The following is a 13,562-nucleotide window of genomic DNA, read 5'->3' as shown; positions in this document are numbered from 1 at the left end:
CAAGCAAAAAGACCACAAAAACAGCGCTAGACCTGCGCTCCGTCGTCGTCCGCGTCGTGGGGTGGTGTGCGGCGGAGGCGGAAGAGGAGCCAGCCGATCCCGGCGCTGATCAGCACCAGGCCGAGCGGGAGCTTCACCGTCGCTCCGATGCCGGCGATGCCGGGCACCAGCAGCACCAGCACGCCGACCAGCACGATGCCGATGCCCAGGAACGTCGCCGCGCTGGGGACCGGCATCGGCGGAGGTTCCGGGGGGACGTAGTGCTCCTCCTCTTCCTCGCCGGGCGTCCAGTCGCGCGGGCCCTCGGGCTGCGGAGCGGGAGCCTCGGCCGGTTCGGGAGCCTCAGCCGGTTTGGGGGTCTCGGTCCTGCCGGAGGTCTCCGACTCGTCGGCGGACTCGCCCTCGCCGGGCCACTTGCCGAACTCCTCGTCGCGCTCCAGGTCGGCGACGATCTCGGCGAAAGCGGCATCGATGTCCTCCGGACCGTCGGAGGAGTTGTGGCGCGCGCTCATACGGTCTCCCCGGCCCGTTCGCGGTGGACACGGTGCACGAACTCGACGCTGTCGCCGAAGATCCGCGGCGCGTCGTGATCGAGGGTCGCGACGTGGTAGCTGTCGTCGAGCACCACCTCGGTGACGTCCTCGCTGCTCACCTCGTTCAGCACGATCGCGGAGTTCTCCGGCTCCACCACATGATCGACCGCCGAGTGCAGCAGAAGCAACGGTTGCCGCACGGATGCCAGATCGGCCCGCACCACGCCCCACAGCTGCTGCAGGCTCGCCATGCCGCGCAGCGGCAGCCGCGAGTAGGCCAGCTCCACGGTCTCGGGCTTGGCGATGTCACCGGCGATCGCGGCCAGCGACGGCACCACGCGGCTGATCAGCGGGAGCAGCTTCGCCTCCTTGCGCAAGGTCATCACCGACGGGTTGACCAGCACGATCCCGGCGATGTCGGGGTGCTGCTCGGCGAGCCGCAGGGTCAGCGTGCCGCCCATCGACAGGCCGAAGACGAACACCGTCCGGCACCGGCCGCGCAGCTCGTCGAGCGCGTGCTCGACGGCGCTGTACCAGTCCCGCCAGGTCGTGCGGTTGAGGTCCTGCCACCGCGTTCCGTGCCCGGGCAGCAGGGGGCAGCGCACGGACAACCCGGCCTCGGCCAGGTGCTCGGCCCACGCCCGCATGCTCTGCGGGGTGCTGGTGAAGCCGTGGCACAACAGCACGCCGATGTCCTCGGACCCCTCGTGCGCGAACGGTTCTGCGCCTACGAGCACGGACCCTCTTCCTCCCACCCGCGAACCTCCCAATCCGGATGCGCACCGCGGCACCGGTCAAGCCGGACCCATCGTCGCACGCGTCGCCGACGTTCGGGACCGGCTCGCCGCGCGCGTCCGGCGCGACCGGAAGGGGTCCATACCAGGTGTGACGTGATCGGTTTCCGGGCGGGTGCGCATTGTGCGCAAAGTGCGCGCTCCGTAGGCTGAACAGCACCATTTCACGCGTGAGGAGGCGGCGGCGCCGTGATGTACTGGGTGATGAAACACCTACTGCTCGGTCCCCTCATGAAGTTGTTCTGCCGCCCGCGCGTCGACGGGGTCGAGCACGTTCCGCTCGACGGTGGCGCGATCCTGGTCAGCAATCACATGGCCGTCGCGGACTCGTTCTTCATGCCGCTGATGATGCCGCGACGGGTGACGTTCCTGGCCAAGCGCGAGTACTTCACCGGCAAGGGCGTGCGCGGCAAGCTCAAGAAGGCCTTCTTCTCCGGCGTCGGCCAGGTCCCGATCGACCGCTCCAGCGGTGCCGCCGCGCAGGCCGCGCTCGACACGGGCGTCCGGCTGCTCAGCGAGGGCAAGCTGCTCGGCGTCTACCCGGAGGGCACCCGATCCCCGGACGGCCGCCTCTACAAGGGCAAGACCGGTGTGGCGCGGATGGCGCTGGAATCGGGGATGCCGGTCATCCCGATCGCGATGTTCGGCACCGACAAGGTCAACCCGATCGGCTCCAAGATGTGGTGGCCGCACAAGGTCGTGGTCAAGGTCGGCGAGCCGCTGGACTTCTCCCGCTACGAGGGCATGGCCGGTGACCGCTTCGTGGAGCGCTCGATCACCGACGAGATCATGTACGCCCTGATGGAGCTCTCCGGTCAGGAGTACGTCGACGTCTACGCCGCGAAGGTCAAGGACGAGCTCGCCGCGCAGGGCAACGACCTGGGCGGGTGGAGCAGTAGTTCGGCGTCCCGGCTGCCGGAGTCCAAGGCGGGCTGACGGGCCGAGCCCGAGCGCGGGAGCAGCGGCGCATACGCTTCCCGGGTGCGGTACTTCTACGACTGCGAGTTCATCGAGGACGGGCGGACCATCGATCTGGTGTCGATCGGTGTGGTCGACGAGACCGGCCGCGAGTTCTACGCGGTGTCCACCGAGTTCGACGCCGCCCGGGCGGGCGCCTGGGTGCGCCAGCACGTGCTGCCGCAGTTGCCGCCGCCGGCCGAGCAGGTGTGGAAGTCGCGGGCGCGCATCCGCGAGGACCTCTACAAGTTCCTGACCTCGCGGAACGGGAACATCGAGCTGTGGGCCTGGTACGCCGCCTACGACCACGTGGCGCTGGCCCAGCTGTGGGGCCCGATGCCGACGCTGCCCTCGCGCATCCCCAAGTTCACCCGCGACCTGCGGCAGCGGTGGGAGGACGTCGGCAAGCCGAAGCTGCCGTCGGCCCCCGACAACGCCCACGACGACGCGCTGGCCGACGCCAAGCACAACCTGGAGCGCTGGAAGGTCATCGAGGAGGTCCAGCGCAAGCGCGGCTACCCCCTCTGAGCCGAGCACTCGCTGTGTACCGGTGATTACCGGAGGGTAATGGCGCCAAGTCCTTGCTGCACCGATCCAGTCCGTGAAACTCTGTCTCCGAGGGGGAGACGTGGATCACTCATGGGTTGGATTCGAGGAGGCGGCAACAGCGATGCCCGCTGGAATGCGTGTCGGAGTACTCACCGGTGGCGGCGACTGCCCGGGGCTCAACGCGGTGCTCCGCGCGGTGACCCGCAAGGGGATCTCGGTCTTCGGCCACGAGATCATCGGTTTCCGGAACGGCTGGCTAGGCCCGATCGACGGCCTGACGACGCCGCTGACGCTGGACAAGGTGGAGGAGATCCTCAACCGGGGCGGCACGATCCTCGGTTCCTCCCGCACCAATCCCTACCAGGTCGACGGGGGAGTGGAACGGCTCAAGGCCACCGTCGCCGAGCAGCGGATCGACGCGCTGATCGCCATCGGCGGTGAGGACACCCTCGGCGTGGCCGAGAAGCTCACCGCCGACGGCGTGCCGGTGGTGGGCGTGCCGAAGACGATCGACAACGACCTCGACGCGACCGACTACACCTTCGGCTTCGACACCGCGGTGCACATCGCGACCGAGGCGATCGACCGGCTGCGCACCACCGCCGAGTCGCACCACCGCGCGCTGGTCGTCGAGGTGATGGGCAGGCACGCGGGCTGGATCGCGCTGCACTCGGGCCTGGCGGGCGGCGCGAACGTGATCCTGGTGCCGGAGCAGGAGTTCAGCGTCGATCGCGTCGTCGACTGGGTGGAGCAGCGCTTCGAGCGCCAGTACGCCCCGATCATCGTCGTCGCGGAGGGCGCGATCCCGGAGGGCGGCGAGGAGCTGCTGGCCGGCGGCGAGAAGGACGCCTTCGGGCACGTCCGGCTCGGCGGTGTCGGCACCTGGCTGGCCGACGAGATCGCGCACCGCACCGGCAAGGAGTCCCGCGCGGTGGTCCTGGGCCACACCCAGCGCGGCGGCACCCCCACGGCCTACGACCGGGTGCTGGCCACCCGTTTCGGCCTGCACGCCATCGACGCCGTCGCCGAGGGCGACTTCGGCAAGATGGTCGCCCTGCGCGGCACCGACATCGTCCGCGTCCCGCTCCGCGAGGCCACGGCCTCCCTCAAGACGGTCCCCAAGGAGCGCCTCGCCGAAGCAGAAGTCCTCTTCGGCTGATCACCGATCCAACCGCCGCCCTTCCGATCCCGGTCGGGCGGCGGTTCGCGGTTGAGAGCCTGCGTTCCAGCATGTGGACGAGGGTTCTCGTCCGGTTAGGCTCTTCCTTCGCCGTTCGAACGGTTCGCAGGCCCCTCGTCGGTGCCGCGGCCGTGTTCCCCGTTCCATGCGAAGGAGCCCGCGTGTCCACGCAATCCGCCGCCGAGCGCCCGCCGGTGCTCATCCGCTCGGCGCAGGACGTCACAGAACTGGTCAACTCGGGTGCGGCGCGCGGCAGCCACGCGAAGATGATCGTGCTGCTGGCGCTGGGCGGGATCTTCCTCGACGCCTACGACCTGACGTCGCTGGCCTACGGCATCACCGACATCAAGCAGCAGTTCGGGCTGAGCTCGTTCGGCGCGGGCGCGGTGACGGCGTCGATCAGCGTGGGTGCGATCCTCGGCGCCTGGTTCGGCGGCGTGCTGGTGGACCGGCTCGGCCGCTACCGGGTCTTCATGGCCGACATGCTCTTCTTCGTCGTCTCCGCGATCGGCTGCGCGCTGGCGCCCAACGCCGAGGTGCTGATCCTGTGCCGGTTCCTGATGGGAATCGGTGTGGGCATGGACATCCCGGTCGCGATGGCCTTCCTCGCCGAGTTCTCCCGGCTGCGCGGCAAGGGCAGCAAGGGCGCGCGCACCGCGTCCTGGTCGACGGCCTGGTACGTGGCCACCAGCGGCTGCTACGTCGTGATCATGGCGCTGTACTTCCTGCTCCCGGAGGCCCACCTCGGTCTGCTGTGGCGGTTCACGGTCGGTTTCGGCGCGGTGCCCGCGGTGGTGATCCTGCTGGTGCGCAACAAGTACATGAACGAGTCGCCGTCGTGGGCGGCCGACAACGGCGATCTGCACCGCGCGGCGGAGATCCTCACCCGCTCCTACGGCGTGAACGCCGTCGTCGCCGAGGGCGCGGAGGTCCCGCGCAAGCCCGAGCGCAAGGGACTTCCCGAGGTCAAGCGGCTTTTCGAGCGCCGCTACCGGGCCCGCACCTTCCAGGCCCTGACGATCGGGCTGGCGCAGACCTTCGGCTACAACGCGGTCGCCTACGGGCTGCCGGTGATCATCGCGAGCATCCTGGCGCAGGGCGCGCTGAACACGATCAGCGCGTCGCTGGTGCTCAACCTGGTCTTCGCCGTCACCGGTGGTGTGCTGGGGATCCGGCTGGCCAACCGGGCCGGCGCGTGGCGGCTGACCTTCGTCGGCTTCGCCGTCCAGCTGGCCTCGCTGGTGGTGCTGGCGCTGATCGGCGAGCCCGACGGCACGGCCTACGTGCTGTTCGCGATCGCCGCGCTGGGCGCGTTCATGTTCGCCCAGGCCTCGGGGCCGGGCGCGCACTTCATGAGCTTCGCCTCGTTGAGCTACCCGACGTCGATGCGCGGCACCGGCCTCGGTTTCAACCAGGGCACGCTGCGCGTCGGCTCGACGCTGGCGCTGTTCTTCTTCCCGGTCCTGAGCACGGCCCTGGGCAGCGGCGTGTTCTGGGTGATCGCCCTCGCCCCGCTCATGGGCCTCGTCGCCCTCCTCGCCAAGCGCTGGGAACCCGTCGGCTACGACGCCGACGCCCAGGAAGCGGAAGCGGTGGCGGTGCGCTGAGCTTCGTTACGTGACAGCAATGCTGTCACGTTGACGGGGTCGGCGGGGCGGCACAGGATTGACGCACCACCGGCTCAACGGGAAGCGAGTGCTCATGTCGCGGCGCGGTCAGATCACCATGTCCGAGGGCGAGATCGTCGAGTTCATCGGCGAGCGCAGGGTGGTGATCCTGGCCAGCGTGAAGTCCGACGGGCGTCCGCACCTGGTGCCGATGTGGTTCGTGCCGAACGGCACGACGATCGAGGTCTGGTCCTACGGCACCTCGCAGAAGACGGTGAACCTGCGCCGCGACCCGCGCGCCACCCTGCTGCTGGAGACCGGCACGGACTACGGGGAGCTGCGCGGCGTTTCGCTGGAGTGCGACGTCGAGGTCCTCGAAGGGCCGGACGAGATCGAACGCCTCGGCCTGGCCATCGCCGTCCGCTACGGCCAGCTCACCGAAGCCGAGGCTCAGGACGAAGGGGTCCGCGAACTCATGCGAGGCCGGGCCGCCAAGCGAGTCGGCCTCCGCTTCACCCCCACCCGAACCATCACCTGGGACCACCGGAAGCTCGGCGGGACCTACTGACGCGCGCTCGGACCGCGCGTGCCGCCGTGGCCCGGGAGCGGGACAGTTCTAGCCATAATCACCCATGATCAAAGCCCGAATTGTCCGGGTAATTATGGCTAAAACTGTCCCCTGGCGACGAACGACCACCGGACCGCGCGCTCGTCGGGCGAATTGCTCCCGTAATCGGGGGCCCGAATGCGGGAGCAATCCGGTCGCTGAGAACGGGCGTGATCGGGTCATCCCGGGTGGCCGGCTTTGAGGGTTTCGTTGCAGGTCTGGCAGGTGGGGGCGCAGATCCAGTCCATTTCGGACGGAGTTGCCAGGGCGAAGACCTCGCCGCAGTGCGCGGGTTCGGCGGAGCCGGCGTCGGCTCTGCGTCCGGGGAACGCGTGGCGGGTCAGGCCGTAGCCGTGCGAGTTGTCCGCGACCGGGAGCCAGAAGTGGCGCGCGGCGAGGGTCATCCGTGCCTCCAGCACTGCTGATTACGTAACGTTGCACGAATGACACTAGGAGTCACTTGCGGTCCTGAGGGACAACGCGGGGACAATGCTCGGGTGGAGAGCGCCGGGACTCGGATCGCCGTGCTGCGCAAGCTCGCCGGGTGGACGCAGCAGCAGTTGGCCGCGCGCACCTTCGTGTCCACGAGCCTGGTCAAGAAGGTCGAGCAGGGGCGGACACCACCGAGCCCCGCGTTCCTCTCGGCCTGCGCGAAGGCGTTCGGGGTTGATGCCCGGGAGCTGCACGGGGTTCGCATCGCCGACGTCGTCGCCGACTTCCACAGCGAGCAGGCCGACATCCCCGAACTCCGGGAAGCGCTGCACGCCTTCGACGATCCGCGGCCCAGCGGCCGCGAGCTGAGCACGCCTGAGCTGAGGGCGCTGCTCGACCGTGCCGAACGGCTCCGCGCCGCGCAGCGCTACGCCGACCTCGCGCGGCTGCTCCCGCAAGCCCTGCACCACCTCTTCGCGCTGGTCGGGGACACCTCGCCGGGCACCGACGACGGCGAGCGGGCACGGGCGGTGCTGCACGACACCTACCGGCTGAGCGCGTCCGTCGCGGGCAGGTTCGGGCATCCGGACCTCGCCGCGATCGCGACGGAACGGCACGTGGCGATCGCGCCGGACACCGGTGATCCGCTCCGCCGAGAGGTCTCGGCGTGGCACCGGTCGAGCCAGTTCCTGCAGTCCGGGCACCACGCCTCCGGTGCGCGGCTGCTCGATCGCGCGCTGCACCGCGTCGCCGACCGGACGGACCCGCGAGCCCTCGGCGTCCGGGCGCAGCTGCACCTGCGGGCGGCGGTGCTCGCCGCGCGCGGCGGCGACGGCGACCGCGCCGACGAGCACGTCCGCTCGGCCCGGGAGCTGGTCCGGGCGGGAGCCGAGGCGGCGCCGTACTGCAACACCGATGCGAGCGAGCTGAACGTCGACGTGCACTGGTGCGCGGTCCCGGTCGAGCGCTACGACGCGACGGAGGCCGTCAGCCGGGGAGCCCGGGTGTCGATCGTCGACGCCGCGCGGCCGGAGCGCGTCGCGCGCCACCACATCGACCAGGCTCGGGCGTGGACGTTGCACGGGAATCGGGACCGGGCGCTGGACGAGCTCAACTCCGCCCGCCGGGTCTCCCCGCATCAGGTCAGGGCCCATCCGTCGGTGCGGGAGACGGTGCGGGCGCTGCTCGCCGGGGAGCGGCGGCCTTCCGGTGGGCTGACGGGTTTCGCGCGCTGGGCCGGGGTGAGCGGGCTCTGAACCGATGTCGGCCGTTCCCCGCCGGGTTTTCCGGTTTCGGGTCGGGGTGGTCGTTCGGTGGGGGACGTGTGATGAGCGGGGCTCGTGGTGGGGTGGGCGGATTCTGAATCGACGCCGACCGGTAGCGGACGTGGTGGGTCCGAGTGTGAGACTGCGCTCCCGGCGGAAAACCAGTGGCGCCGAGCGCCTATTCTTTACCGTGTGAACTGGACCGTCGACGTCCCCGTAGATGACCTGCCCGAGTTGCCTCCGCTGCCCTCGGAGATGCGCGCGCGTCTCGACGACGCCCTCGCTCGCCCGGCGGCCCAGCAGCCGACGTGGCCGGACCAAGAGGTCGGCAGCGTTCGCAAGGTGCTGGAGAGCGTTCCCCCGGTGACCGTGCCCACCGAGGTGGACCAGCTGCGCCGCCACCTCGCCGCCGTCGCGCGCGGCGAGGCCTTTCTGCTGCAGGGGGGTGACTGCGCGGAGACGTTCGCGGACAACACCGAGCCGCACATCCGCGGCAACATCCGGACCCTGCTGCAGATGGCCGTCGTCCTGACCTACGGCGCGAGCATGCCGGTGGTCAAGCTCGGACGCATCGCGGGTCAGTACGCCAAGCCGCGCTCCAGCGACACCGACGCCCTCGGCCTGCCGTCCTACCGGGGCGACATGGTCAACTCGCTGGTCGCCACCGAGGAGGCCCGGCGGCACGACCCGTCGCGGCTCATCCGCGCCTACGCCAACGCCAGCGCCGCGATGAACCTGTCCCGCGCGATGACCAGCGCCGGGATGGCCGCGCTGACCAAGGTGCACGACTGGAACAAGGACTTCGTGCTCAACTCGCCGGCGGGTGAGCGCTACGAGTCCGTCGCCGCCGAGATCGACCGCGGCCTGCGCTTCATGCACGCCTGCGGCGTCGACGACTCCAGCCTGCACTCGGTGGAGTTCTTCGCCAGCCACGAGGCGCTGGTGCTCGACTACGAGCGCGCGATGCTGCGTCTGGACACCAGCGGTGACCAGGCCAAGCTCTACGACCTGTCCGGTCACTTCCTGTGGATCGGCGACCGCACCCGCCAGCTCGACGGCGCGCACATCGCCTTCGCCGAGCTGATCTCCAACCCGATCGGTCTCAAGATCGGCCCGACGACCACGCCCGAGCAGGCCGTGGAGTACGTCGAGCGGCTCGACCCGAACAACGAGCCGGGTCGGCTCACGCTGATCAGCCGGATGGGCAACGGCAAGGTGCGCGACGTGCTGCCCGACATCGTCGAGAAGGTCACCGCCTCCGGGCACCAGGTGATCTGGCAGTGCGACCCCATGCACGGCAACACCCACGAGGCCAGCACCGGCTACAAGACCCGTCACTTCGACCGCGTCGTCGACGAGGTGCAGGGCTTCTTCGAGGTGCACAACCGGCTGGGCACCCACCCGGGCGGCATCCACATCGAGCTGACCGGCGAGGACGTCACCGAGTGCCTGGGCGGTGCCCAGGAGATCTCCGACTCCGACCTGGCCGGCCGCTACGAGACCGCCTGCGACCCGCGCCTGAACACCCAGCAGTCGCTGGAGCTCGCGTTCCTCGTCGCCGAGATGCTGCGCGGCTGAGTTGTGAACGGGGTTCCCGCTCCCGTTGCTTGGCGGTGCGGGTAGCGGAACCTCAGACGCCGTCTGGTTCCGGGATCCGCGACTGATGTATGTCCAATACACGGCGCTGCGGCTGTCCTCACCAGACGACGTCTGAGAACCCGCGGCGGTGCGAGTTGCTCAGGTGGTGAAAGAGAAAGCGGCTTCGCCGCTTGCCTGACGAGAGAGCGGGGCCCGGATTCGTCCGGGCCCCGCTTCGTCGTTCCTAGCGGCGGAGCTGCGGGGAGCGGAGGTCCCGGGTGAAGTCGCGGATCGGGTCGCTGAGGCCGAGCGGGTCGAAGCGCACCAGGGAGATCCCGCCCAGCACGGCCGCACCGATGCCGACCGCGACGAACGGCCAGTTGTACATCGCCTGCTCGCCGTCGGGGTAGTAGGCCAGCACCAGCGCGATCGACGCCCCCACCACGTAGGACAGGGCGCGGGGCGTCCACGCGAACGCCGAGCCCAGCGCCAGGCCCCAGGTCAGGTACCAGGGCAGCACCACGGGCGAGAGCAGCGCGCCGCAGCACAGCACGATCGCCGCGCGACGCACGGCCTCGGTGCCGCCGTCGCGGGCCTGCCACCAGTTCCAGGCCAGCAGCGCCAGCAGCAGCATCGAGCCGAGCGTGCGGGTGGTGCCCACGATCGGCCAGATGTTGAGCTCGCCGAACAGCGACAGCACCGTGTGCGCGGCCTGGCCGACGGCCGTCGGCGCCGACAGGTAGTTCACGATCATGCCCGGCGCCGACAGCGCCGACAGCCAGCCGAAACCGACCTTCGCCAGCGCCGTGCACGCGCCGAAGACCACCACGAACACGCCCAGCGCGGGCACCACGGCGTGCACGAAGCGGCGCAGCCTCGGGCCCTCCAGCCGCTCCGCCCACAGCCACACCAGGAACGGCAGCGCCAGACCTGCGGTCGCCTTGACGGCCATCGCCGCCGACACCAGTCCGATGCCGAGCACCTTGCGGCCCTTGAGCATCGCCAGCGTCCCGGTCGCGAGCAGGCCGATCATGAGCATGTCGTTGTGCGGGCCGCCGACCAGGTGCACCACGGTCATCGGGCTCGCCGCCACCAGCCACAGCGCGACCGGGAGCCGCCCGCCCAGCCGCTCGACCAGGCCGGGAAGCGCGCAGATCAGCAGCACCAGGCCGCCGAGCAGCACCAGGCGCATCACGATGACGCTGGCGATCACGTCGTGCCCGGCCAGCAGGATCACGCCCTTGGCCACGCCGATGAACAGCGGTCCGTAGGGCGCGGGCGTGGTCTGCCAGGTGGGGTGGACGTTCTCCGGGATCGGCCCGGTCAGCATCGCCGGGCCCACGCCGTAGGGGTCCATGCCGTGCAGCGCCAGCAGGCCCTGGCCGAGGTAGCTGTAGACGTCGCGGGTGAACAGCGGTGGGGCGACCATGATCGGCGCCAGCCACGCGGCCGTCGCCCACAGCACTCCGCGCGCGGTGACCAGCTCGGCGAGCACGCCGCGCCCGAGCCGCACCCACGCCCACACGAGCAGGGCGAAGCCGAGGTAGACGGAGGTGATGGCGACGTCGCGGCCGTGCCCGTAGCGCAGCACCGACAGCGGGCCGTCGCCCAGGACCGGGTCGTGGATCAGGGTTCCGGCGGCGCCGATCGAGCCGGCCAGCAGCAGCGCGGAACCGATCGCGCCCAGCGCGATGGTGCGCCAGGGCAGCGGACGTCCGGGGAGACGCCCGCCGGGGCTGAACGGGTCGGCTGTCGTGTTGGTGGTCCGCTCGGACCGGTCGGGGGCCGACTCCACTGAGACGCTCGGGGCCATTGTGCGTTCAATAGTTCCACAAGCGCCTGCTCATCCGGCTCTGACCAGGCCAGATCGCGTCGGGGAGGGCGGCCGGAGCTGATCTTCGAAACCCGGGTCGCCCCAGGTAGATCCACACGTCGGAGAAACGTTACAAGTCGGACACGAGATCAGGATCACACTGCCGGGTGGAGATCTTCCACCGAAGAGGCGACCCCGAGGCTGGTGATCAGAACGCCGTGACGTGGATGGCCGAGCCCGGCTGCACGCGACTGCCCGGCAGCGGGTACTGACCCAGGATGACCATGTCCTGCCGCTGGAACAGCGCCTGCACGCTCAGCTGCAGCCCGAGCTGGGCGACCTGGGCCTGCGCCTCGGTGACCTTCATGCCGTTGAGGCTGGGGACCGGGACCGCGTTGGACACGACCACGCCGATCCGCGGCTGGCCGACCAGCTTCACCTCGGTGCCGATCGCCGGGTTGGTGCTGATCACCTTCCCGGCGTCGATGTCGCCGTCGAACTGCTGGCCCGCGTCGTAGGGCTCGAAACCGGCGTTGCTCAGCGTGGTGAACGCGTCCTCGCGGCTCATCCCGCGCACGTCCGGGACCTGCACCGGCGGCGGGCCCTTGCTGACGATCAGCGACACCTCGGAGTTGAGGTTCACCCGCGTGCCCGGACCCGGGTCGACGCCGATCACGCGGCCCTCGGGAACGTTGCGGTCGTACCGGGAACCGGAGGAGTCCTGCTTGGGCTGCAGCTTGGCGTTGCGGATCAGGTTCTCGGCCTCGGCGACCGTGACGCCCGCCGCGATCTGCGGGACCGCGGGCTTGCCGAGCGAGACCACGACGTCGACGGAACCACCGCTGCGCACCTTGGAGCCCTCGGCGGGGCTGGAGCTGAGCACGATGCCTTCCGGCACGTCGTTGTCGTTCTCCTTGCTCACGTTCGCGCTCAGGCCCGCGCTCTCCAGCGACTGGACGGCCTGCTGCTCGGAGACCCCGACCAGCTTGGGCACCGCGACGGAGCTGCCGAAGCCGAGCCAGAACGCGGCCCCGCCCACCAGCGCGGCCACCACCAGCACGACCAGCGCCCACATGGCCCCGTTGCGGCGGCCCCGGCGGCGTTCCGGTGCCATGCCGGAACCCGGCGGTGGGGCGTGGTACTCGTCGGTGGCCGGGCGGGCGAGCGCGCGGGTGTGCTGGCGCGGCGGCTGGGCCGCGGGCAGCGGTTCGACCCGCGTCGGCTGGGCGCGCACGGTCGGGAACTGCTCGGTCGGCGGGTCGGCGACCGGCGGCATCAGCGCGGTCCGCGCCTCGGAGGCCGGCACCGGCACGGCCACCGGTTCGATGCCCAGGTCGGTCCGCGCCTGGTCCAGCTCGGCCAGGAACGCCTCGGCGTCGGCGGGCCGCTGCGCCGGGTCGCGCCGGGTGGCGCGCAGCACCAGGGCGTCGATCGCGGGCGGCACCTCCGGCGAGGTCTGCGCGGGAGGCGGGACGTCGTCGTTGACGTGCTGGTAGGCCACCGACATCGCGGTGTCGCCGACGTAGGGCGGGCGACCGGTCAGCAGCTCGTAGAGCACGATCCCGGCGGCGTAGACGTCGGTGCGCGCGTCGGCGGCACCCGTCGTGACCTGCTCGGGGGAGAGGTAGGCGACGGTTCCCAGGATGATGCTGCCGCTGGTGGTGCCCGCCTCGGCGGCGGCGCGGACCAGCCCGAAGTCGGCGACCTTGACCGAACCGTCGTTGCCGATGAGCACGTTCTCCGGCTTGACGTCGCGGTGCACCATGCCCGCCCGGTGCGCGGCGGCCAGCGCCGAGAGGACCTGCTGCATGACGCTGAGCGCCATCGCCGGCGGCAGCTTGCCGCCCCGGTCCATGATCAGATCGCGCAGCGTGCAGCCCTCGACGAGCTCCATCACCAGGAACACGTGGTCGCCGTCGGGGCCGTGGTCCACGCCCTGGTCGTAGACGGCGACGACGTCGTTGTGGTGCAGTTTCGCGGCGGACCGGGCCTCGCGCTCGAAGCGGTCGACGAACGAGCGGTCACCGGAGTAGCGGCCGTCCATCACCTTCAGCGCGACCGGGCGCTCCAGCCTGGTGTCCAGGCCCCGGTAGACGGTCGACATGCCGCCGCGAGCGATGACGGAGTCCACCCGGTAGCGACGCTCGAGGAAGGCTCCGACGAGGCCGTTGCCCTGCCCTTGCCGCGTCTCAGATGTCATCGCTCGCCATTCCCCGGGTTCCTTGCCACCCCCGATTGTGGCAGGTA

At 70.5% G+C, this 13,562-nt stretch carries 12 protein-coding genes; 7 read left to right on the top strand and 5 right to left on the bottom strand.

Annotated elements, in window-relative coordinates; genetic code table 11:
• Window positions 1-26: 26 nt before the first annotated feature.
• Together REH65_RS09890 and REH65_RS09885 are read right to left on the bottom strand one after the other, a co-directional pair.
• Complete coding sequence (locus REH65_RS09890) at window positions 27-512, bottom strand: DUF308 domain-containing protein (protein ID WP_406692207.1); 486 nt, start codon at window positions 510-512, stop codon at window positions 27-29.
• Window positions 509-1,270 carry an alpha/beta hydrolase gene (locus REH65_RS09885; protein ID WP_406692206.1) on the bottom strand — a complete coding sequence of 254 codons (762 nt, stop codon included), beginning with the start codon at window positions 1,268-1,270 and terminating at the stop codon, window positions 509-511. Before REH65_RS09885 ends, REH65_RS09890 begins: the two co-directional genes overlap by 4 nt.
• A 246-nt stretch (window positions 1,271-1,516) precedes the next feature.
• On the opposite strand from REH65_RS09885, the gene REH65_RS09880 reads away from it, so the two are divergent.
• The 5 genes from REH65_RS09880 (at window position 1,517) to REH65_RS09860 (ending at window position 6,188) form a co-directional block, all read left to right on the top strand.
• Window positions 1,517-2,263, top strand: a complete 747-nt coding sequence (locus REH65_RS09880; protein ID WP_281457284.1) for a lysophospholipid acyltransferase family protein — start codon at window positions 1,517-1,519, stop codon at window positions 2,261-2,263.
• Window positions 2,264-2,308: 45 nt separating this feature from the next.
• On the top strand, window positions 2,309-2,812 hold the full coding sequence (locus REH65_RS09875) for a polyadenylate-specific 3'-exoribonuclease AS (RefSeq protein WP_406692205.1): 504 nt from the start codon (window positions 2,309-2,311) through the stop codon (window positions 2,810-2,812).
• A 154-nt stretch (window positions 2,813-2,966) separates the two neighbouring features.
• Window positions 2,967-3,992, top strand: a complete 1,026-nt coding sequence (locus REH65_RS09870; RefSeq protein ID WP_281457350.1) for a 6-phosphofructokinase — start codon at window positions 2,967-2,969, stop codon at window positions 3,990-3,992.
• Window positions 3,993-4,174: 182 nt separating this feature from the next.
• The gene (locus REH65_RS09865) at window positions 4,175-5,620 is read left to right on the top strand and encodes an MFS transporter (protein ID WP_406692204.1); all 1,446 of its coding nucleotides are present in this window, start codon (window positions 4,175-4,177) and stop codon (window positions 5,618-5,620) included.
• Window positions 5,621-5,714: 94 nt separating this feature from the next.
• On the top strand, window positions 5,715-6,188 hold the full coding sequence (locus tag REH65_RS09860; RefSeq protein WP_406692203.1) for a PPOX class F420-dependent oxidoreductase: 474 nt from the start codon (window positions 5,715-5,717) through the stop codon (window positions 6,186-6,188).
• Window positions 6,189-6,406: 218 nt separating this feature from the next.
• On the opposite strand, the gene REH65_RS09855 is transcribed toward REH65_RS09860, so the two are convergent.
• Window positions 6,407-6,631, bottom strand: coding sequence for a hypothetical protein (locus tag REH65_RS09855; RefSeq protein ID WP_406692202.1), 225 nt, complete (start codon window positions 6,629-6,631; stop codon window positions 6,407-6,409).
• Between the two features lie 93 nt (window positions 6,632-6,724).
• Between REH65_RS09855 and REH65_RS09850 the strand changes: the two genes are divergently transcribed.
• Window positions 6,725-7,915, top strand: a complete 1,191-nt coding sequence (locus tag REH65_RS09850; protein WP_406692201.1) for a helix-turn-helix domain-containing protein — start codon at window positions 6,725-6,727, stop codon at window positions 7,913-7,915.
• A 201-nt stretch (window positions 7,916-8,116) separates the two neighbouring features.
• Window positions 8,117-9,502 (top strand): class II 3-deoxy-7-phosphoheptulonate synthase, encoded by a 1,386-nt coding sequence (locus tag REH65_RS09845; RefSeq protein ID WP_281457278.1) that lies wholly within the window; start codon window positions 8,117-8,119, stop codon window positions 9,500-9,502.
• Window positions 9,503-9,746: 244 nt separating this feature from the next.
• On the opposite strand, the gene mptB is transcribed toward REH65_RS09845, so the two are convergent.
• On the bottom strand, window positions 9,747-11,315 hold the full coding sequence (gene mptB, locus REH65_RS09840) for a polyprenol phosphomannose-dependent alpha 1,6 mannosyltransferase MptB (protein WP_281457277.1): 1,569 nt from the start codon (window positions 11,313-11,315) through the stop codon (window positions 9,747-9,749).
• A 208-nt stretch (window positions 11,316-11,523) separates the two neighbouring features.
• Entirely contained in the window at window positions 11,524-13,515 is a 1,992-nt protein-coding gene (pknB, locus tag REH65_RS09835; RefSeq protein WP_406692200.1) for a Stk1 family PASTA domain-containing Ser/Thr kinase, read from the bottom strand.
• Window positions 13,516-13,562 lie beyond the last annotated feature (47 nt).

It is taken from the genome of Saccharopolyspora sp. ID03-671 (genome assembly GCF_045278815.1).
GTDB classification, from domain to species: domain Bacteria; phylum Actinomycetota; class Actinomycetes; order Mycobacteriales; family Pseudonocardiaceae; genus Saccharopolyspora; species Saccharopolyspora ipomoeae.
The sequence above is the reverse complement of the archived record's forward strand: the minus strand, read 5'-3'. Positions and strand labels throughout refer to the sequence as shown.

Excerpts from the sequence above, each read along its gene's own strand:
- REH65_RS09870 (WP_281457350.1), top strand. The coding sequence starts at position 2,967 with ATGCGTGTCGGAGTACTCACCGGTGGCGGCGACTGCCCGGGGCTCAAC.
- mptB (WP_281457277.1), bottom strand. The coding sequence starts at position 11,315 with ATGGCCCCGAGCGTCTCAGTGGAGTCGGCCCCCGACCGGTCCGAGCGG.
- REH65_RS09890 (WP_406692207.1), bottom strand. The coding sequence starts at position 512 with ATGAGCGCGCGCCACAACTCCTCCGACGGTCCGGAGGACATCGATGCC.
- REH65_RS09855 (WP_406692202.1), bottom strand. The coding sequence starts at position 6,631 with ATGACCCTCGCCGCGCGCCACTTCTGGCTCCCGGTCGCGGACAACTCG.
- REH65_RS09860 (WP_406692203.1), top strand. The coding sequence starts at position 5,715 with ATGTCGCGGCGCGGTCAGATCACCATGTCCGAGGGCGAGATCGTCGAG.
- pknB (WP_406692200.1), bottom strand. The coding sequence starts at position 13,515 with ATGACATCTGAGACGCGGCAAGGGCAGGGCAACGGCCTCGTCGGAGCC.